Annotated in this window: 17 protein-coding genes; 11 read left to right on the top strand and 6 right to left on the bottom strand. The window is 65.1% G+C overall.

Going from position 1 to position 20,744, the window contains the following annotated elements; all coding sequences use genetic code 11:
• Window positions 1-5 precede the first annotated feature (5 nt).
• From N2603_RS32800 to N2603_RS32765, 8 genes are all read left to right on the top strand, one after another.
• Window positions 6-2,231, top strand: coding sequence for an NHLP family bacteriocin export ABC transporter peptidase/permease/ATPase subunit (locus N2603_RS32800; protein WP_260385384.1), 2,226 nt, complete (start codon window positions 6-8; stop codon window positions 2,229-2,231).
• Window positions 2,228-5,134: an NHLP bacteriocin export ABC transporter permease/ATPase subunit gene (locus N2603_RS32795; protein WP_260385383.1), complete on the top strand. Its 2,907-nt coding sequence runs from the start codon at window positions 2,228-2,230 to the stop codon at window positions 5,132-5,134. The genes N2603_RS32800 and N2603_RS32795 overlap by 4 nt, the downstream gene beginning before the upstream one ends.
• Before the next feature lie 12 nt (window positions 5,135-5,146).
• Window positions 5,147-5,710, top strand: a complete 564-nt coding sequence (locus tag N2603_RS32790) for a cyclic nucleotide-binding domain-containing protein (protein ID WP_260385382.1) — start codon at window positions 5,147-5,149, stop codon at window positions 5,708-5,710.
• A gap of 278 nt (window positions 5,711-5,988) precedes the next feature.
• Window positions 5,989-7,404, top strand: coding sequence for a radical SAM family RiPP maturation amino acid epimerase (locus N2603_RS32785; RefSeq protein WP_260385381.1), 1,416 nt, complete (start codon window positions 5,989-5,991; stop codon window positions 7,402-7,404).
• A gap of 22 nt (window positions 7,405-7,426) precedes the next feature.
• Window positions 7,427-7,672: a hypothetical protein gene (locus N2603_RS32780; protein WP_018645179.1), complete on the top strand. Its 246-nt coding sequence runs from the start codon at window positions 7,427-7,429 to the stop codon at window positions 7,670-7,672.
• A gap of 179 nt (window positions 7,673-7,851) precedes the next feature.
• Window positions 7,852-8,055, top strand: coding sequence for a hypothetical protein (locus N2603_RS32775; RefSeq protein WP_260385380.1), 204 nt, complete (start codon window positions 7,852-7,854; stop codon window positions 8,053-8,055).
• 77 nt (window positions 8,056-8,132) lie between these two features.
• Window positions 8,133-8,306, top strand: a complete 174-nt coding sequence (locus N2603_RS32770; protein WP_260385379.1) for a hypothetical protein — start codon at window positions 8,133-8,135, stop codon at window positions 8,304-8,306.
• Between the two features lie 50 nt (window positions 8,307-8,356).
• The gene (locus N2603_RS32765; protein WP_260385378.1) at window positions 8,357-8,545 is read left to right on the top strand and encodes a hypothetical protein; all 189 of its coding nucleotides are present in this window, start codon (window positions 8,357-8,359) and stop codon (window positions 8,543-8,545) included.
• Window positions 8,546-8,731: 186 nt separating this feature from the next.
• Here the strand turns inward: N2603_RS32765 and N2603_RS32760 are convergent, their stop codons facing one another.
• Window positions 8,732-10,315: a winged helix-turn-helix domain-containing tetratricopeptide repeat protein gene (locus tag N2603_RS32760; protein WP_260385377.1), complete on the bottom strand. Its 1,584-nt coding sequence runs from the start codon at window positions 10,313-10,315 to the stop codon at window positions 8,732-8,734.
• Window positions 10,316-10,428: 113 nt separating this feature from the next.
• Here N2603_RS32760 and N2603_RS32755 point away from each other — a divergent pair, with 113 nt between their 5' ends.
• Window positions 10,429-11,814 (top strand): FAD-binding oxidoreductase, encoded by a 1,386-nt coding sequence (locus tag N2603_RS32755; protein ID WP_260385376.1) that lies wholly within the window; start codon window positions 10,429-10,431, stop codon window positions 11,812-11,814.
• 24 nt (window positions 11,815-11,838) lie between these two features.
• Window positions 11,839-13,023: an MFS transporter gene (locus tag N2603_RS32750; protein WP_260385375.1), complete on the top strand. Its 1,185-nt coding sequence runs from the start codon at window positions 11,839-11,841 to the stop codon at window positions 13,021-13,023.
• Here the strand turns inward: N2603_RS32750 and N2603_RS32745 are convergent.
• From N2603_RS32745 to N2603_RS32725, 5 genes are all read right to left on the bottom strand, one after another.
• Window positions 13,020-13,700: an SDR family NAD(P)-dependent oxidoreductase gene (locus N2603_RS32745; RefSeq protein WP_260385374.1), complete on the bottom strand. Its 681-nt coding sequence runs from the start codon at window positions 13,698-13,700 to the stop codon at window positions 13,020-13,022. The genes N2603_RS32750 and N2603_RS32745 overlap by 4 nt on opposite strands.
• A gap of 4 nt (window positions 13,701-13,704) precedes the next feature.
• Window positions 13,705-14,919 (bottom strand): sialidase family protein, encoded by a 1,215-nt coding sequence (locus tag N2603_RS32740; protein WP_425249014.1) that lies wholly within the window; start codon window positions 14,917-14,919, stop codon window positions 13,705-13,707.
• Window positions 14,916-16,352, bottom strand: a complete 1,437-nt coding sequence (locus N2603_RS32735; RefSeq protein ID WP_260385372.1) for a sodium:solute symporter family protein — start codon at window positions 16,350-16,352, stop codon at window positions 14,916-14,918. Before N2603_RS32735 ends, N2603_RS32740 begins: the two co-directional genes overlap by 4 nt.
• Window positions 16,353-16,603: 251 nt before the next feature.
• The gene (locus N2603_RS32730) at window positions 16,604-17,854 is read right to left on the bottom strand and encodes a multidrug effflux MFS transporter (protein WP_260385371.1); all 1,251 of its coding nucleotides are present in this window, start codon (window positions 17,852-17,854) and stop codon (window positions 16,604-16,606) included.
• A 103-nt stretch (window positions 17,855-17,957) separates the two neighbouring features.
• A complete protein-coding gene (locus N2603_RS32725) occupies window positions 17,958-19,310 on the bottom strand; it encodes a glycosyltransferase (RefSeq protein ID WP_260385370.1) in 1,353 nt (450 codons plus the stop codon).
• Window positions 19,311-19,689: 379 nt separating this feature from the next.
• Between N2603_RS32725 and N2603_RS32720 the strand changes: the two genes are divergently transcribed.
• The gene (locus N2603_RS32720; RefSeq protein ID WP_260385369.1) at window positions 19,690-20,640 is read left to right on the top strand and encodes a c-type cytochrome; all 951 of its coding nucleotides are present in this window, start codon (window positions 19,690-19,692) and stop codon (window positions 20,638-20,640) included.
• Window positions 20,641-20,744: the final 104 nt, after the last annotated feature.

The following is a 20,744-nucleotide window of genomic DNA, read 5'->3' as shown; positions in this document are numbered from 1 at the left end:
AGCACATGACCGCATCGCGCCAAACCGACGCCCAGCCGCCGCTCCTCGATCGCCTCGGCAACTGGATCGGGCGTATCCCGCTGCCAGGGCGGCGGCGCTGGGTGACGCCCACGGTATTCCAGATGGAAGCGCTGGAATGCGGCGCCGCCTCGCTTGCGATGATCCTGGCCTATCACGGTCGGTGGGTGCCGCTGGAAAAGTTGCGCGAGGCATGCGGCGTCTCCCGCGACGGCAGCAAGGCCAGTAACGTTCTGAAGGCCGCGAGAGCCTTCGGATTGACGGCTAAGGGCTTCAGGAAAGAGCCCGCAACACTCCACGAGTTGCCGATGCCGTCGATCATCCATTGGAACTTCAACCACTTCGTGGTGCTGGAGAGGCTGGATTCGAACTACGCTTATGTCAACGATCCCTCGACGGGACGCCGCAAGGTCGGTCACGACGAGTTCGACGCCGCCTTCACCGGCGTCGTGCTGGCGATCGAGCCGGGACCCGAATTCGAGCCGGGCGGGCGCGAGCCGGATTTTCTTCCGCTGCTGGTACGGCGGCTGGCGAATTCGTTGTGGGCGGTGCTGCTGCTGGTTGGGCTCAGCATGGCGCTCGTGGTGCCCACCATCCTGGTCCCGACATTCGCGAAGATCTTCGTCGATGACGTCCTGATCCGGCATGTCGAGGGCTGGTTCACGCCCTTGCTGATCGGCATGGCGATCACGGCCGCGGCGCGGGCGCTGATCACGGCGTTTCAACAGTCGCTGCTGCTGCGCATCCAGACCAAGCTGACGGTGACGATGGTCAGCCAGTTGCTGTGGCACGTCCTGACGCTGCCGATGGAGTTCTTCACCCAGCGTCATTCGGGTGATCTCGCCAACCGCATCGCCGCCAGCGAGCAGATCGCCCAGCTGCTTTCCAACGGCGTGGCTGCCAATGCGCTGAACCTGATCTCGATCGTCTTCATCGCCGTCACGATGGCGTTCTACGACGGTCTCTTGGCCGCGATCAGCATCGCTATGGCCCTGCTCAACGTCGTCGTCCTCAGGCTGGTCGCCCGCCAGCGCGAGGATCTCAACCGCAAGCTGGTCATCGAGCGCGCCAAGCTGAACGGCAGCACCATCGAGATCATCCGCACCATCGAAACGATCAAGGCCGGCGGCCTGGAAGACGATGCCTTCGCGCGCTGGGCTGGGTTTCAGGCCAAGGTGCTGAACGCCGAGCGCGAGCTCGGCGTCTACGCCACCTTCCTCGACGTCTGCCCGATCTTCCTGACCGGATTGACCACCGCGATCGTGCTCGGTGTCGGCGGCTTGCGCATCGTCGACGGCGCGCTGACCATCGGCGGCCTCGTTGCCCTGCAGGCGCTGCTCGCGAGCCTGGTCGAGCCGGTCAACGCGCTTGTGCAGCAGGCCTCGGCCTTCCTGGCGATCAAGGGCAATCTGTTCCGGATCGAGGATGTCTTCAACTATCCCACGCGTCCGCTGGTGCCAATCGAGCGCGCGCCTGCGCGCATGCCCGCGAAATTGTCGGGACGGGTCGAGCTGAAGGACGTCTCGTTCGGCTATTCCGCGCTCGAGCCGCCGTTGATCGAGGATTTCTCGCTGCTCGTCGAGCCCGGCCGCCGGGTGGCGCTGGTCGGCGGATCGGGCAGCGGCAAATCCACCATCGGCCGGCTGATCAGCGGCCTCTACCGGCCGTGGTCCGGCGACATCCGCATCGACGGCTGGTCGCTGGCCGAGATCCCTCAGGAGATCTTCACCAACTCCGTCGCCTATGTCGATCAGGAGATCCTGCTGTTCGAAGGCACGGCCCGCGACAACCTCACGCTCTGGGACGACACCGTGGCGGAGGCGGGCGTGTCCCGGGCGCTCAAGGATGCGCTGGTCCACGAGGAGGTGGCGGTCCGCGCCGGCAATTACGATTGCCACGTCGCCGAGGACGGCAGGAATTTCAGCGGCGGCCAGCGCCAGCGGCTCGAGATCGCACGCGCGCTGGCCGGCAATCCCTCCGTGGTGATCCTCGACGAGGCGACCTCGGCGCTGGACCCGATCGTCGAGAAGGCGATCGACGACAATCTCCGGCGCCGGGGAAGCACCTGCATCATCGTCGCGCACCGGCTCAGCACGATCCGCGACTGTGACGAGATCCTGGTGATGAGCAACGGACGCGTGGTGCAGCGGGGCACGCATCAGGAGCTGCTCGCCGAGGGCGGTGAATATGTCCAGCTGGTGTCGGGCGAATGAGCAGCGCCTACCAGCCGCCGTCGCTCGAAGCCGTGCCTCGCCACCGGATCACGGCGTCCACGCCAGTGGCGCTCGAGAGCCATCGGCCGTTGCCGGTCGACGACGTCGATCTCGTCCTGCATGTCGTGCGCGGCTATGTCGACCTGTTCGCCGTCAGGCAGGGCGCAAACGGCGAGCCGAGCCGGCGGCACCATCTGTTCCGGATCGAGCAGGGCGGCGTGGTTTTCGGCCTGCCCGCGATCAGCGATCCGAGCGGGGCACCAGCGGCGGTGGTGGCGGTCGGCGGTCTCGACACCGAGATCGTGATCGACCACCGTGGCCGTTTCGGCGATCGCAACGCCATCGACGCCTGGGCCGCGCGCGTGTCGGACATCATCGCGGCGTCTCCTCCGGGCGCGGTCGTGCAGCAGGCGGCGATCGGCTCGCGCCATGCCCTGGCATCCGGCGACGTTCTGCGGCTCGCCGGCCGGCATGTCGGCTGGATCGAAATCGTGCATGGCACCTTCGGCGTGATGGAGATGCCGGAGTCCCATGGCGCGCGAGAATGTCCCATTCCGATGCCGCCGGGAACGTGGATCGTCGCCCGCGAGGAGGCGACGCTGGAGGTTCGGGAGAGCGCGGCGTTTCCGTTCGACGAGATCTGGGCCGCGCTCGATCGATTTCACGCAGGCGTCATGGCGAGCCTGTGTCGCAAGCTCGACGAGGAGGCTCGTGCCGAGGCTGAGCGCCTGCGCCTGCGATCGGATCTCAACCGGCTGCGGACCACCGGCATCGTCAGCCGCCTCGCCGGCATCATCGCTGCCGGACCCGGATCGTTGCAGGCCGGTGCGGTCGGCGCGAGCGGTCTGCTCACCGCCTGCCGTGAGGTCGCGGACGTCATGGGCATTTCGCTGAAGGCTCCGCCCGGCATGCTGACCGACCGCGACGATCTCGCCGACGCCATGCGGATCGCGCGGGCCTCGCGGGTGCGCGCACGACGCCTGTTGCTGCGGGCCGACTGGTGGACCAACAGCTCCGGCCCGTTCGTCGCATGCCTCGGCGAAGAGCGGCGGGCGGTCGCTGTATTGCCGGCGGCGGGCGGCCGCCACATCATCGTCGATCCCGCGACCGGAGCGCGCCGCGAGCTGACGCGCGCGATCGCCGCCGAACTCGCCCCCGAGGCGGTGATGTTCTATCGCCCGCTGCCGTCGCGCGCCCTGGGGATCCGCGATCTCCTGACGTTCGTCGCCGCGACCGTCCGGGCCGATGTCCTGCGGATCACGCTTGCCGCCCTCTGCCTCGGCCTGCTCGCATTGGCGAGCCCGCTGGTCGTCAAGCTGCTGATCGATTCCGTGCTCCCGCACGCCGAGGCTGACCAGGTCCTGATCTGCACCATCGCACTCATTGTCGTCACGCTGGTGTCAGGCGGGTTTCAGTTGATGCAGGGCATCGCCATGCTCCGGCTGGAGAGCCGGCTGGACTTTGCCTTGCAGTCGGCGATCGTCGACCGCCTGCTGCGGATGCCGGCCGCCTTCTTCCGTGACTTCTCCGTCGGCGATCTCGCGGACCGGGCGCTCGGCATCGAAGCCGTACGCAGCATCGTCACCGGCCGGGCGGTTCGCGGCTTTCTGGCGCTGATCTCCTGCGCCTTCAGCTTCGCCGTGATGCTGTACCTCGATCTCAGGCTGGGCATGGTCGCCGCTGTCCTCGCAGGGCTGCGCGTTGCCATGGTAGTGGCGATCAACCTCGCCCGGCTGCCGAAGGAGCGCGCCAGCCTTTATCTGCAGGGGCGGCTGGAGGGACTGGTCCTGCAGTTTCTCACCGGCGTCGGGAAACTGCGGATCGCCAATGCGACCATGCACGCGCTCGCGATCTGGGTCGAACGCTTCTGCGAGCAGAAGCGCAACTTCATCGCCTCGCAGCGGCTGGGAAACCTCCAGAAGAGCCTCGAGGCAGCGTTTCCCGCGCTGGCGACGCTGCTCATCTTTGCCCTCGCCGAGAACGTGTCGAGCCTCAGGCTGCAGCATGATCTCGGCACGTTCCTGGCGTTTTACGCGGCGTTCGGGCTTGCGCTCGCTGCGATCGGCGAGTGGGCGGCGGCGATCGGGGAGCTGCTGGTCGCAATCCCCCGGATCGAGCGGCTGAAGCCGATCATCGCGGCGGCGACCGAGATCGGCGACGACCGCAAGTCGGTCGGCGAGATCAGCGGCGCGATCGAGTTTGCCAACGTCTCGTTCCGCTACGGCGACAGCGGGCCGCTGATCCTCGACGATGTCAGCCTCAGCGTGCGCAAGGGCGAATATCTCGCCATTGTCGGCCCCTCGGGCAGCGGGAAGTCGACGCTGTTCCGGCTGCTGCTCGGATTCGAGAAGCCGGCGTCCGGCGTCATCTTCGTCGACGGCAAGTCGCTCGAGACCATCGACCTTGGACTGCTGCGCCGCGATGTCGGCGTCGTCCTGCAGAACTCCAGGCTCGCCTCCGGCAGCATCTATGACAACATCTGCGGCGCGGCCCAGCTGTCGATCGACCGGGCCTGGGAGATCGCGCGGCTGGCGGGACTCGACCGCGACCTCGAGGCCATGCCCATGGGCATGCAGACCCTGGTCGCGGAGGGCGTCAGCACGCTGTCGGGCGGCCAGCGCCAGCGATTGCTGATCGCGCGGGCGCTCGCGCATCGGCCGCGGCTCCTGCTGATGGACGAGGCCACCAGCGCGCTCGACAACCAGTCCCAGGCCATCGTCAGCGATTCGATATCGCGGCTCAATCTGACCCGCATCGTCATCGCGCACCGGCTCAGCACGGTTCAGTCGGCGGATCGCATCGTCGTGCTCGACGGCGGCAGGATCGCGCAGACCGGCACCTTTGCCGAGCTGATGGCGCAGCCGGGCCTGTTTGCGGATTTCGCGGAACGTCAACTGGTCTAGGGGGCACCGATCATGCGCAAGGTCCTTTTCATCTTCGGCGTGCTGAACGATTCCGACATCGACTGGATGGCCCGCGCCGGCGCCCGCCGGAGCATCAGGCAACGGGAGGTGCTGATCCAGGAAGGCGTGGCAACCGATGCGATCGTCCTGGTGCTGCAGGGACGCATGGCCGTCAGCGTCGCCGGGGCCGGCGAGATCGCCCAGGTCGGCGCGGGCGACTTCGTCGGCGAGATGTCGCTGGTTGATTCAGCGCTACCGTCCGCGACCGTGGCGGCAAAGGTCGAGTCGGTTGCACTGTTCCTGGACAAGCAGATGCTGCTGCGCAAGCTCGTGGCCGACAACGCCTTCGCCAGCCGCTTTTATCGCGCGCTCGCCATCCTGCTGTCGGACCGCCTGCGTGCCACCGAGCGCCGGATCGCCTACGGTGAGCAGGACAGCGGTCTCGGTGACGAGACGACGCGTTTGAAGGACGAGCTTGATCCTGCGGTGCTCGACCAGGTGTCGATCGCGGGGGAGAGATTTGACCGTCTGCTCAAGCTTGTCGAGCACGTCGCGATGAAAGACGCCAGATCCTGAGGTCGAAGGCTGGGCCTTTTCGAGATTTCCCCCTTGCCCACGACGAAATACGACATCTGCCGTATCGCCCGCAAATGAATGCAGCGGTACCTTTCACGTTCAAGCGCATGAGCCAAAGAGCAACTCGAGAAACCATTTTCCCACTACCCGCATGCACCTTATAGTTTAGTTAATATAAACTGAAAGCGTAGATTGTTTAGTGGCGGACGGTGCTCATGAACTCTTCGGCCGTATTGATCCCAACTGATTTTCAGGCGCCAGACGAGACGTCCGAGAGGATGAAGCAGCTGTTTGAATTGGCCGGCCTGCAGCCTCCGGCGACCGATGACGTCACCCCGTTCAGCGATATCAAGCGTTTCGAGGAACGCTGGCATGCGGACCCGAAGTTCAGGTCCGCCTATGCCCAGAACCCGGACTGCGTTGGCGCGACATTCGGTTTGCGAGTCGATCCCGAGGTCGTGCGCCCGATATGGGACCCGGAGTATTCCGGCCGCGATGAATCTGCTTCTCTGCAAGTTTGGGTCCGGTACCGCGACTTCCAAAGGCGAGGATCGAAACATCTCCTGGATGCATGCGCTGCGGGCCAGCCGGCCGATCCGCGCTTTGTCCGCTGGCGTCAACGCCAGATTTATCGGGCGAACCTGGAGATCGGCGTGTCACTTACGCCCAACCCGCACATTCCGGCGAGCTTCGAACTGTCGCGCGGTTGCTCTGTCGGATGCTGGTTCTGCTCGTTGTCGCCGCCAAAGCTCGACGATGTATTCCAATACACGCCTGAGCACGCCCGGCTTTGGCGCGAAATCCTCAAGGTTATCGGCGTGTTGGCCGGCCCAGCGGCCCGGCGGACCATCTGCTATAGCGGTACGGAGCCTTTCGACAACCCACATTACGAACGCTTCGTCGCCGATTTCGTCTCTGCCTTTGGTGACGTGCCATTCACAAGCACGGCGATTCCAACGCGAGATGTCGAGCGCACCAGGCGCCTGCTCGCGACCTCACCGGCCTATCGGGTGCGCTTTTCGGTCCTGAGCGTTGGCGCACTTGCGAAGATTCACGCCGCCTTCTCGCCGGAGGAGACACTTCCTGTTCTGTTCGGCCTGCGCAACGAGGGAGCAACGGACGCTCGATACGTGAATTTTGCGGGCCGGGCCCGTGACAACGTGGCCAGGTATCGCAAGTATCAGCCCGGCCCGCCCGTGATCAGCACGCCGTCCTGCGAGTCTGGCTTCAAGTTCAACCTGACGGAGCGCACCATCAGGCTGGTCAGCCCATGCGCGCCTGATCATCGCTGGCCGATGGGATACCGTGTTTACGACGAGGCAAGCTTCGAGACGGGCGGCGATGTGGCGCGGATCGTCGAAGGTATGATGTCTCGTCACATGACGAGGACAGTAAGCGATTTGCCCGTTCTGCGCTTTCCGAGCCATCTGCGATGCGAATCGATCAGTACGGGATTTGCTCTGATCGGACGGCGTTTGCGACAACGTTTCGAAGATACATCCGACATGCCCTCAATGGCACGGCTTGGAGAATTGATTGCTTCGGGAAGGCACAACGCAAGCGCCATTGTAACCCTTCTCGATCGGGAGTGCGGCGTCACGCGAGAGACGGCTACGGCTACGCTGGAAGAACTATTCCATCTTGGTGTGCTGGAGGAGGACCCGCGAGAACCAGACAGGCTTTTGTCAAATTGAACCGGAAGCCACGGAGAAGATCATGAAAATCGACCAATGGACCAAATTTCTAATGAGTGTTGCCGGTGATGCATCCGCGGAAGCCATCATTCGCAGTGGCGACACCAGGCAGATCATCGGCCTCGCGAAAATGAAGGGGTTCGAATTCACCGAGATGGATATCGACGACGTTCGCGGTGGGGATGTGTCCGGGGGGCTCACCGACGAGACTCTTGAAGAGATTACGGGTGCGATGCTGGTCAATGGCGGAAAATTGATGGTGCGGTAGTTGGACCAGGGGTTCAGAGCGGAGGTCTCGGGCGATTGCGCTTTAGTGCGTGGAGAGCGACCAGAGACGGGGCTACGAAACCGTTTTTGGTACCTGTCGAAATGTTCCAGAAATGAGCTGAGCGTACGGTTTCAACCCAGGGTATAGCCGATCAGCATTTGCGAAGGTGGAGATTGAATATGACAGGCGGGCAGGACACCAATTCGAACGCGCAAGCCGAACCGGGCGAGAGCCTCAAGGACAGAGCGCAGAACCAGGCGTCCCAAATCTCGGCGACTTCTGACGCACTCGGCGACAGCTCGCTGGAGGATGTGTCAGGCGGCACTTGGCCGTTCAGCAGCACTGCGACTGCCGCCAATAGCGTCTACGGCAAGGGGGGCTGACCTGGAAAGCACCTGAATCCAACGGCGGCTTGAAGTAGCAGCGGCTAGCAATCAACATTGATGAAAGTGGGTTGAACATGACCAGCAAGCAGGATGCGCATTCGAAGGTGGGGGCAGAAGCTCGCGACAGCCTCGGGGACAACGATCAGAGCAAGCCGTCCCGGATTTCGTCTCAAAAGGATTCTCTCAGCGACAGCTCGCTGGACGAGGTGTCCGGCGGTCGCGTGCCGCCGCGCAACGACGGCGGCTGAGAAGCGTTCGCGTAAAATTGCATGGTTTTGTCTGGAAACGGAGATTGAATATGACGGGCAAGCAGGACGCGACCGCCAAACAGGACGCCATACCCGGCGAGAGCCTCAAGGACGCCGTGCAGAACACCATCTCTTCGACGCCGGAGAAGGATGCCGTCGCCGATGGCGCGCTGGACGACGTGTCGGGCGGCCTTTGGCCGGCCGTCATGACCGGCAGCACATACAACAAGACGATCTGATCTTGGCCTGGCCGCAGCGCAGCTAAGCCCTATGATTGTGCGACGATGCTCATTTTCGGGACGGGCTACGCCGAAAAATGCGCGCATCGCGCGACAGCTCAGCAGTTCGTTGTGTGAGTACGGGTTGGCCGCCCATCAACAGATGGCGGCGCACACGTGACCCGAGTTTCAGGACGTTCCGCGCCGCTATGCGACATCGGCGCGCCCGTCACTCAGGCCGGCCTTGCGTAAGCCGTCGAGGAAATGGTCGCGGTCGATGGGGTCTCGATACCTGGCGGCGCGCGTCCGGGCGAGTTCGAGCGTGTTGACCGGCAGCGCTTCACCGCGCTCAGTCAATTCCAGACCTCGCTCACGAATGAAGGCACGCACCTGGACGTCCGCCTCACTCGGTCGATCGGTTTGCGCGTAGCACGCTGCAAGGAGCGCGTGGGACCAGCGATCGCTAGATCGCGCCTCCCTGAGCACCTTGATCGCCTGTTCGTAGTCGCGCGCCGAATAGAGCGCCAGCGCGTGATACCAGTGGTAGATATTGGGTGGAAACGGGTTGAGGCGTTTGGCCGATCTGATCCATGTGAGCGCGTCCCGCCAATGTCCCCAATAGACCAGGATGTTGGCAAACGCGGCGGCGACGTCGGCATCGTTCGGGTTCAGCGCCAGAGCCCGCTTGAAATGAGTTTCGGCCTCCTGGTCACGGTTTTGCAGGAAAAGAAGCTGGGCGAAGACGCCGTGCGACCAGGCATCGTTCTCATCGAGATCGAGCGCGATCTCGATCTCGCGACGCGCATCATCCAGCGAAGGCGCGGCGGGTGATTCCAGAAACGCGGCGCAGACGATCGTCCAGGCGATATTGGTGTGAGCCCGGGCATAGGCTGGATCGAGCCCGACGGCTCTTGTGAAGCAACCTCTCGCATCGTCCATGCTCGTCACGGTCAACTGACGCCAGCGCTCGTTCCCCAACAGGACGAGATCATAGGCCGTGATGTTCGAGGTCTGTTTGCCCCTTGCGATCTCGCGGCCTGCGTCCTCGACGCGGCCGGGCAGCGCCGAGACGATCCTGCCGACGATTTCGTCCTGGATGGCGAAGATGTCTTCGAGCTCGCGGTCGTAGCGCTCCGTCCAAAGGGAGAAGCCGCTCGCGGCGTCCAGAAGCTGGACGGTCACCCGCACCCGTTTCTCGATCCGGCGTGCGCTCCCTTCCACCACATAGCGTACGCCGAGTTGGCGGCCGACCTCCCTGATGTCGGACGACCGTGCGCGGTAGACGAAGCTGGAATGGCGGGCCACGACGAACAGCGAGCGGAAACGCGACAATTCCGTAATGACGTCTTCCGTGACTCCGTCGGAAAAGTAATCCTGTGCCGGATCGCCGCTCAGGTTCGAGAACGGCAGCACGGCGATCGACGGTTTGTCGGAGGGAGCAGACGGGAGCAGCGTTTGCCGGCTGCCATCGAACAGGGCCGCTGCCGGCGGGCCGACATAGCGGTAACCGCGGCGCGGCAGGGTCTCGATCCAGCCACTGCCGCCTTCGAAGTCTGCGAACGTCCGGCGCAGCGCCGCGATCTGTACGGTCAGATTGCTTTCCTCGACAGCAAGCCCCGGCCAGGCCGCCTCCATCAGCGCGTCCTTGGCAACCGGTTTTCCAGCCTGCTCCAGCAGCAGCCGAAGCAGTGAGACCGCTCGCCCGCCGAGAGCCAGCGGTTCGGCGTCGCGAAACAGCGTGCCGGCGTCTGTCTCGAGACGAAAGGGACCAAACTCGTAGATCGTCGCCATGGCCTAGAGACACCATTTTTGGCGAAATTTGCAACTTTTTCCGGTTCGATTCAGGAAACGACCCGGCGCTCCGTGAGATGATCGCAGGGCATCAGCGGCGAGGAGCAAATCGGATGGAGCAGCCGGACAGCGATCTGATGGGCCAATCGCACGCCGAACCCTGGTCCGCCCTACAGCTGCGGCTCAAAGGCAAGGTGGTCCTCAAGGGGGACGCCGGCTACGACGAGGCGCGCAAGGTCTGGAATGGCGCCATCGACAAGAAGCCGGCCGTGATCGCCTACTGCGCGGATGCGCAGGATGTGGTTGAGGCCGTGACGTTCGCGAGATCCCACCGTTTCCGGGTGGCCGTTCGTAGCGGAGGCCACAATGTCGCTGGTCTCTCGGTCTGTGATGGCGGCATGGTCATCGACCTGTCGCGGATGAAACGCATCGACGTCGATCCGGTCCGTCGCACCGCGCGCGCAGAGGCAGGCCTCGATCTCGGCGAGTTCGATCGTGCCACGCAGGCGCACGGTCTGGCGACGACCATGGGGGTCAACAGCGACACCGGCATCGCCGGGCTCACGCTCGGCGGCGGCTTCGGCAAGCTCGGGCGAAAATACGGGCTGACCTGCGACAACCTGATCGCAGCTGAAGTGGTGACAGCCGAAGGGAAGATCTTGAGGGCCAGCGCGACCGAACATTCCGACCTGTTCTGGGGCCTCCGAGGCGGCGGCGGCAACTTCGGCATCGTGACTGCGTTCGAATACCGACTGCATTCCATCGGCACGTCATTGCTCGTCGCGTCGGCGCTTCATCCCTACGATCAGGCGCGCGAGGCCATGCGATTCTACGATGAGTTCGCCAGAAACGCTGCCGACGAGGTCAACGTCGATGCGGCCCTCGTCACGCTGCCGTCGGGCGAGCGTTTCTTCAGTATCGCCGGTTGCCATGTCGGCTCGCTTCTTGACGGCGAGCAAGCCCTTTCACCGATCGTCGAGTTCGGCTCGCCCGTCGAGACGCGCCTCGCAACTGTGCCCTATCTCGAGATCCAGTCGGGCGGCGATGCCTTGTTTCCGCGGGGACGTCGCTATTATTGGAAGGCGCAGTTTCTGCGCGAGATCGGTGCGGGTGCAATCGATGCGCTGCTCGACGCCTATGCGAGAGCGCCCAACACGTCGTCGCTATTGGTCTTCCAGCACGTCGGCGGCGCAATCGCGCGCGTTCCAGCGTCCGACTCGCCCTATGCAAACCGCGATGCAGCGTTCGACTGCTTTCCGGTCGCGATCTGGGACGATCCGGCCGGCGACGACGCGAATATGCGTTGGGCGCGGGAGCTGTGGAGCGCCGTCAGGCCCTATTCGACCGGCGGCGTCTACGCCAACAATCTCGGCGATGAGGGCGAGGATCGCGTCCGCGACGCCTATGGCGAGAATTATGCACGCTTGGCCGCGCTCAAAGCCAAATACGACCCGACCAATTTCTTCCGCTTGAACCAGAATATCCCGCCGACGACATAATTGAGGGCATCGGAGCGATCCCAAATGCGAAGCCGCTGGACCATTCTTGCTGCTCTGTTCGTCGCTCGTGCCACCATCGCCTTTCAGTTCCAGAGCGTCGCCGCCGTCGCGCCACAGCTCAGCCAAAGCCTGAGCGCGAGCCTGGCCGATATCGGCGTTCTGATCGGGCTCTATTTTGCGCCGGGCGCCGCGCTGGCCCTGCCTGGCGGCGCGATCGGCCGTCGCTATGGCGACAAGGTGACGGTCCTCGCCGGGCTCCTGATGATGCTGGCCGGTGAACTGCTGATGACCACGTCGACGTCCTGGAGCGTGCAGATCGCGGGTCGGCTGACTGCCGGCGTTGGCGGTGTTCTCCTGAACGTTCTGATGACCAAGATGGTCGCGGACTGGTTTGCCGGCCGGGAAATCGCCACCGCGATGGCCATTTTCATCAACTCCTGGCCGGCCGGCATCGCGCTCTCTCTGATGCTTCTGCCAGCAATCGGCACAGCGCTCGGGCTCCATGCCGTCAATCTTGCCGTCGCAGGGCTGATCCTGATCGGGCTCTGCGTCATCGCCTTGGTCTATCGCGCGCCTGATGCGGCCGTCGCGGCGGACGGCGAGCGCGGCAGCCTGACTGCCGACACGATCTGCGCCGTGATTGCCGCTGGCTTGGTCTGGTGCCTCTACAATATCGGCTTTGCGATGATCTTCAGTTTCGGTCCGTCGATGCTTGTCGAGCAGGGCTGGTCCGGTGCCGCGGCCGGATCGACCGTCAGTATCGTGCTCTGGCTCGCCGCCCTCTCGGTTCCGCTCGGCGGCTTCCTCGCCGATCGGACCAGGCGCGGCGAGGCCATCCTCGTGACGGGCTGCATTGCCTTCGCCGTCCTGACGCTTCTTCTGTCGCGAAGCGGCATGGTGCTTCCCATCATCGTTGCGCTTGGAATTCTCTGCGGCCTGCCTGCCGGGCCGATCATGAGCCTGCCCGCGCGCGTGCTCGACCAGACAATGCGGCCGATCGGAATGGGACTATTCTACACGGTCTTCTACGCCGGCATGCTGGCCGGACCGGCCATCGGAGGCAAGCTCTCGACGTCGTTCGGCTCCGCGGGCGCCGCGCTCGACTTCGGCGCCGTAGCGCTCCTGGCTTGTCCCGTCGTGCTGTGGCTCTTCCGCCGTATCGTCGCCGGTCGCTATCGGTCGGCCGGGAGCGTTCGAGCTCCAACTTAGAGCGAGCTGCCGCCGCAGATGACGAGTTGCTGTCCGGTGATGGCGGCCGCTTCCGTCGAGAGCAGGAAGGCGACGGCGCTGGCGACTTCCTCCGGGCGAATGAAGCGGCCGATCGGCGGCAGTCTCGGCGTGACATTGGCGCGCGAGGGATCCTTCAGCATCGGCGTCTCGGTTGCGGCAGGGGCGACGACGTTGACCGTGATGCCGCGAGGCGCGAGCTCGAGCGCCCAGGACCGCGCCAGCGCCACCAGCGCCGCCTTGGTCGCGGCATATTGCCCGCGGCCCGCGGCGCCCGACGCGGTGCGGCTGCCGATGAAGACGATGCGTCCTCCGTCCGGCAGGCGCGGCGCCAGCGCGTCGGCGAGGCGCCCGGCGACGTCGACATGCAGCCGCCACATCGCCGCGCCGTCGTCATGGTCGAGCGATCCGAGCGGGCCGACCTTGAGCAGCCCCGCGGCATGAACCAGCGCAGTCGGCGCGATGCCTGCCAAGGCGTCGGCAATACTGTCGACATCATCGAGGTCGAGCGACAGATGATCGAACGCCGGATGGTCGAACGTCGCAAGACGGCGGCTGATCCCGGTGACGCGCCAGCCGTCGCGCAGCAGCTGCTCGACGATTGCGGCACCAATCCCCGAGCTTGCGCCCGTCACCAGCGCGTGAGGCCTCTCGTCCATGGCCTCAGCCCCGTGCGGCGCGCGTCACCCATGGCTCGGTCACGCGGACATATTTGATGGCGCGGCGGTGGAAGGTGAAGGCCATGTGGATCGCGCCGTCGGCGGTCTGTTTGACGGACGGGTAGGACAGCTCGCGATTGGTCTGGTCGCGCGAATTGTTGGTCATGCAATAGCCGTCGCCGGTCTCGACATCGCGCCTGGTCCAGCTCCGTCCGCGATCGGCGGAGACCGCCAGCGTCATCGGCGCCCGCGGCGCGCCCCAGAACGCGGTGCGGCCGTCTGCCTTGCTGCCGTCGCCGGCGAGCACCGGTGGAAGATCATCCTCGATCTCGTCGTACAGCGAAAGGCGGCGCCCGGTCGCGTCCCTGGCGCTGGAATCGTTGAAGACGAGCGCGAGATGGCCGTTGCCGAGCCGCGTGAGCTGGATCGAGGAATTGTTGTTGGGAAGCACGGTCGGCGTTGGCGCCGACCAGGTGCGGCCGTGATCGGAGGACCTGCTCTGGTAGATGTTGTCCGCCCAGCGGCTGCGGAACATCGCCAGCAGCGAGCCGTCGTCGAGCCGCGCGATGCTCATATGCACGCAGCCGCGGCTGCCGGGCACGTCGACATCGCGCCAGGTCTTGCCGGCATCCGACGAGATCTTCACCGCGCTGGTGTCCTCGTCGCCGTTCCACTTCCGGCCCGGCGTGCTGTGACAGTAGAACACGGGCAGCAGCCAGTCGCCATTGTCGAGCACCACGATCGGCTGGCGGATGAAGGTGCCGCGGCCGCGATGCTCGGGAAACAGCGTCTCGATCGGGCCCCATGTCTTGCCATCGTCGCGGGAGATGCGGCGGCGGATCAGGGCGGTGTCTTGGTTGCCCGCGAGCTGCGCCGTCCACATCAGCCACAGCGCGCCGTCGGGGGCGGGAAACAGCACCGGGTTCTGCTCCGAACGTCCCGCATCGTCCGAGAGCTTTTCGGCCCGAGACCATTGCGTGGCGCCGCGGGGCAGGCGCGAAAAATAGACCGAGATGTCCGACATGCCCTCCTGCGTGCCGCCGAACCAGACGCAGGCGAGATCGCCGTTGGCGAGCGGCATCAGATTGGCGGCGTGGTTCTGCACGCAAGGCGAGGGAATGAAGGCGTCGAACCGGTCGGGATCGCCGGCGGCCTGGCGAAGGATGCCGTCGGCGGCGATCTCGATGTCGGTGCTCACGATCTCGGTCGCGACGGTCAGGTCGAAGTCCTTTCCACGAATGCATTGGGTTGCGCCGCCTGCGGCGCCTGGTTAGCGGCAGGAGCGCGGCCCAGCACCATGCGCTCGATCGCCATCACCGCCAGCGGCGTTGCGGCCGCGACGTACATGTTGTCGATGCCGAAGGGGTTGCCGAGCATGTACCAGACCGTGGTCGAAACCGCCGCGCCGATCAGGCCGGCGGTGGCGCCGCGGTTGCTGGCAAACAGCGGCAGGTAGAAGCCCATCATCGCAACGATGGTGATCGACAGCCGCAGCGCGCGCGTGAAGAACGACAGTTTCAGGATCTCCGGAATGAAGAACACGAACACCAGCGGCACGATGCCGATCACCACCGAGAACACCCGCGTCATCTTCAATTCGCGTTCCGGCGTGGGCTTCCAATAGGGGACATAGAAGTCGCGCACCACCAGCGAGGCGATCGCGAGCGCGACGGTGCAGACGCTGACGAAGATCGAGGCGACCAGCGAGGTCGTCACGAAGGCGGAGGCGAGCGGCGGCATCTTCTCCAAAAACACCGGCAGCGCGTAGAGGCTGTTCATGTCGGGGTAGAGATATTTCGCGGCCACCCCGATCAGCGCGAGCAGGAAGCCCAGCGGCAGGCAGAACGCCGCCGCATAGAACGTCGCCCTGCGGGCGTCGTCCGCGCTCGGGGTCGAGGAGATCGCCTGCACGATGAACTGCGTCGAGAAGATCGCGCCGACCGTGCCGAAGGTCCAGGCGAAGATGGTTGTGAAGCCGATCTTGCCGTCCCAGGTGAAGTAATAGGCCGGCAGCTTGGCCTGGATCGGCGCGATGCCACCGGTCAGCGACATCGCGACCGCGAAGATGATGAGGATGCCGACGACCTTGAAGGCGCTGTGCAGGATCGTCACCCAGGCGACGCCCTTCAATCCGCCGAACACGTAGTAGAAGGTCGAGACCACCGCGATGATGCACATCGCGACCGGCAGGCTGACATGCAGCGCGGTGGCGATCGCGGCGGCGCCGCTGACGTAATTGCCGACATTCACCAGCAGCAGCGCGTAGATCATGATCACGGACACCGTGAGCATGGTCGACTTGCCGTATTTCTGCGCGATCGCGGCGGAGATGGTGTATTCGCCGGAATTGTAGAGCTTCTTCACCATCACGAGGCCGAACAGCAGGAAGCCGATCGAGGCGCCGAGCACGGCCCACCCGGCCGCCATGCCGGACTGGAACGCTTCCTGCGCCGTGCCGACGGTCGACTTGGCGCCGACGAACTCGGACATCATCAGCACGCCGACGACCACGGCCGGCATGGCGCGGGCGGCGGTCATGAACTGGTCGCTGGTTCGGCTGCGCAGCTTGAGCGTGAGCCAGGATGTGAATGCGATGTAGACGACGATCATCGCGACGATGAGCGTGCTGTCGCCATTGAGGATGGCTTGCATCGGTGACGTTTCCTCCGGTGACGCGGATGCGGTGTTGTGAGCCCGCCTTGCGCAGATTTGCGTTGTTCGGAATGCGAACAATTGTTCTATAAGCTCATTAGACCTGCGCGGACGCGATGCGTCAAGCGCACGTGCCAAGCATGGCGGCGGATGCGCCCCATTGGGAGTGCATTGCCGCAGCATGTTCAAAGGGTTGCAGAGAGCAGACCAGGGACTTGCCGGAACCGGGAATGCGCCGCCAGTCGAACGGCTCAGGAGTGCGTCGGGCTTCGGATTGCCGCGCCGGCATCGATCGTCCGGGATTGCAGACGACGGTCGGCGGGACGCGCGACCAGAAGATAAAGACCCAGGGCGAGGAGCGACGACGCAGCCATGACCGCCGTCATCGACAGCGCGGTCCGTCCGTCGAACCGCGCCGCCACCAGTCCGCTCGATACGGCACCTGCGATCAGTTGAATGCTCCCGGCTGCCGCGCTGACGGCGCCGGCGATGTCGGGGAGGTGCTGCATCGTCGCGCTCATCACGTTCGGCACGCTCAGTCCGAAGCCGAGCGCCACCGCCATCAGCAGCACGACGACGAAGGCCGTCGGCATCCAGCCGGCCAATGTCATCGCGAGCAGGGCGACGCTGGCCCCCGACGACAGTGTCAGCCCGGTCGCGAGCATGTGGTGCGAGGATATCCCGCGCCGGCCGAGCTGGCCGTCGAGGAAGGCGCCACCCATCACGGACGCCGAGCAGGCACTGAAGATCAGTCCGTATTGCGCGGGCGAGAGCCCGACGGCGCCGACGAAGAACAGCGAGGCGCCGGTGACGTAGGCAAACACCGTCGCGCCGCCGGCGGCGCCGACCAGGATATAGGCGAACGACACCGGATGGGTCAGCACCCGGCGGTAGCTGTCGGTCACGGCGGACGGAACGAGGCGCGCGGAAGCTGCGAACGTCGCGGTCTCGGCGAAGCGAAACATCACCGCCACCAGCAGCATGAAGCCGATCGCGGCCTGGATCGCATAGATCGATCGCCAGCCGGCCGCGGCCAGCAGGGCGGCGCCGGCCGTCGGTGCAATGACTGTCGCGACGTTGACCGCGACCATGACGTTGGCGATCTTGCCGCGCGCGGCGTTGCCGTCGAACAGATCGCGAATGATGGCAAAGGTCGTAGCCGTCGCGGCGGCGCCGATCCCCTGGAAGAAGCGGCACACCAGCAGAAGCGGCAGCGAGGTGGCAAGCGCGCAACTGATGCTGGCGGCGACGAACAATGCGAGTCCGAATGCCAGGACCGGCTTGCGTCCGAGGCGGTCGGAGACCGGTCCGTAGATCAGCGGCGCCGTGGCGAGGCTGAGCATGAAGGCACTCATCGTCAGCCCGACGTCCGAGGCGCTCGTGCCCAGCGTGGCGCCGGTGGCTGCCAGTGCCGGCAGATTGATGTCGATGCCGGAATACGGCACGGCCGCGAGAGCGCCGAGCAGCACCGTGAATGCAAAGGTATCTGGTTCGATCCGCATGGACGACGATCCCAAGGCGACTATCCGAAGGCGTGAGGCGAAGTTTCACGAGGCAATGGAGCGCGGTCGCGCCGCGCTCCATCATTCCCTCGAGCGGCAGCGATCAGGCGCGCCGGCCGGCACGCCGCCCCTGGCTCGCAGCGGTCGCGCGCAGGCGTGAGACCTCGGTCTCGTCGGTCACGAGCTCGTTGATGATCCGGACGATCTCCGCGCGCGTATCGATCTCGGCGAATTCGTCCGCGATCCGCGTCGCGCGCCGCTGATAGCGCGGCTGGTCGAGCACCGCCCGCACCGCATTGCGTATGGCTTCCGGCGTCGGCTCGTTGGTCCCGAGGTCGATGCCGACGCCGGACCATGCGACCCGCGCGTTGACGTCGGCCTTGTCCTCGGTCAATCCCGCTGTGACCAGCGGGATGCCGAAGCTCATGGCCTGGTTTACGCTGCCATAGCCGCCATTGGTGACGAGCACGTCGACGTTCGGCAGCAGCCATTCGAACGGCAGATAGCGGGCGAGACGCGCGTTGGACGGCACCTTGCCGGGGATGGCGTTGACCGGACGGCCGCCTGCGGTCGCGATCACCAGGATGTCGGGCTCGTCGGCAAGCGCTGCCAGCGTCGGGGCGACCAGCAGGTTGAAATTGTGGTTGGCCACCGTTCCCTGCGTCACCAGGACGACCTTGCGCGAACCGTCGAGATCCTCGGCCCATGGCGGCGGCGGGACCTGGTTGGCAATGATCGGCGGCGTGCCGACGAAATGCACGGACGACGGAATCTCGCGGGGAAATTCGAAGCTCGGCACGGACAATTGCAGATAGGCATCGGCAAGGGCGACCACCGAATGGAACAGCGGCATCGATATCGGCCCGACGCCGAGGGACTTCAGGGCCCGGTTCAGCCGCAGCGACACCGGTTGATCGACGGCCGCATCGAACTCCCGTGCCTTGGCAGCGTATTGATCGCGCTGTTCGATGGTCTGTGCCGGCGGCAGGCCGAGGAAATTCGGCGCGCCGTCCTCGCGTGCCCAGTGCAGGAACGAGGTTCCGCAGAGCGCGATCGGCGGCCGCTGCGAGCGCGGTCCGAGCAGCATCGGCAGCACGCCGAACAGCATGTCGTCGCCGACGATGATGTCGGCGGGAAATTGCCGTAGCGCCTGCAGCAGGCCCTCGTGCTGGGCGGGGACGGCGTCGACGAAAAAGCGCTCGCAGGCAATGCGGAACCACTCGAGTCCCGGCGGGATGGACTTGAGCTCGGGGACCAGGGCGAAGACGTCGTTCGGATCGAAATCCGCCCCCTCCGGAAGCGGAAAGAACTTGACGCCGCTGGCCTCGACGCGGGCACGAAAGGCGGTGCCCGTCATGAAGGCAACCTCGTGGCCTTCGGCGACGAGGACCTGCGTGATCGCCAGCATCGGATTGAGATGACCCGTCGCAGGCGTCGAAGCGATAAGAATCTTCATGGGAGATGACCTCTTGATGATCGATGCTCGGTCGCCAACAGGGCGGCCGCTCGATGAGCAGAGGCAATTGAGGGTATCGCCGTTACACCGAGGCTTCCGATGATCGTCAAATGGTTACGCCGGAAACGCATCGTGGCGCGGCCAAGGCCGACGCCGAGCGGCAGGGATGGTGCCGTCGCGCAAGCGTTACAGTTGTAACGCGAGCGGTCGCTCGTGAAACGGGGCGGTAATGCCGCGCTCGTAATCCGGCAAGGCGCCGTTTGGCGCGCCGCGGGCATTCAGCGGCGGTCTGAGTCGAAGTTGATTATCGACGGTCGGGATATCGCGCGAATTTGACCGCGCCGAATTCGTTGAGGCAGCATTTTTTGAGGAGAACGCCATGCAGAATATTGTCGCCCTGGCTGCAATGGTCGCTGTCGTTGTGCTCCTGGTCTGGTCGGGCGTTCGCGCCTGGCAGACGAAGAATTCTCTGTTGAAATGGTGCGGCGTGGTTCTGGCGGCACTGCCGGCCATTGCGCTGTCCGGCGTGAGCGCGCTGATGGCTGCCGGCATTGTCAGGCAGCACTCGCGTTCCGCGCCGGTCCCCTATCTCGAGGTCGGGGCGACACCGGAGCGGATTGCCCGCGGCAAGGCGGTCGCCGACAGCTTCTGCGCCGGATGTCACTCGAACAGCGGCGTGCTGTCGGGTGGCGGCGACGTCGGCAGGGACCTCCCGCTTCCCATCGGCTCCTTCGTGCCCGCGAACCTGACCCCTGCAGGAGCGTTGAAGCATTGGTCCGACGGCCAGATCTTTCGCGCCATTCGCAATGGCGTCGACGCGCGCGGGCGATGGCTCGCGATCATGTCCTTCACCAATGCCGGCCGGCTCAGTGACGAGGACACCCATGCCGTGATCGCCTATATCCGCAGCCTGCCCGCGAGCGGCGTGCAGACGCCGGAGCCTCCGGATCGCTTCAGCCTGCTGGGTCTGGCAATGCTCGGCGCCGGACTGCTGCCGGATGCCAAGCCGGTGTTCACCGGTGTGATCATTGCGCCGCCGAAGGGGCCGACGGCCCGTTACGGCAGGTACCTGCTGTCCTATCAGGATTGCCGTGAATGTCACGGCAAGGATCTCGCAGGCGGCGTGCCCGGACAATTGCCGCCGCTCGGGCCCGACCTCGGTGTCGTCAGGGAGTGGAGCCAGGCGCAGTTCATCGCCACCATGCGCACGGGTGTCGATCCGAACGGACACCGGCTCAGCGAGCAAATGCCGTGGCGACCGATCGGGCGGATGGACGACGACGAGCTCGCTGCGATCTATCAGTATCTCGTGGGTCTGACCCGCTCCTGACGCATCCCGGCGAATGATCCGTGCGGCCGGTCTCGCCCGGCTGCACGTTCGCGACTTGCGTGCACGCTGAACGCACGCGGGCATGGCGCGCGGCTGCAGGCCAA

This window comes from Bradyrhizobium huanghuaihaiense (genome assembly GCF_025200885.1).
GTDB lineage: Bacteria > Pseudomonadota > Alphaproteobacteria > Rhizobiales > Xanthobacteraceae > Bradyrhizobium > Bradyrhizobium huanghuaihaiense.
The sequence above is the reverse complement of the archived record's forward strand: the minus strand, read 5'-3'. Positions and strand labels throughout refer to the sequence as shown.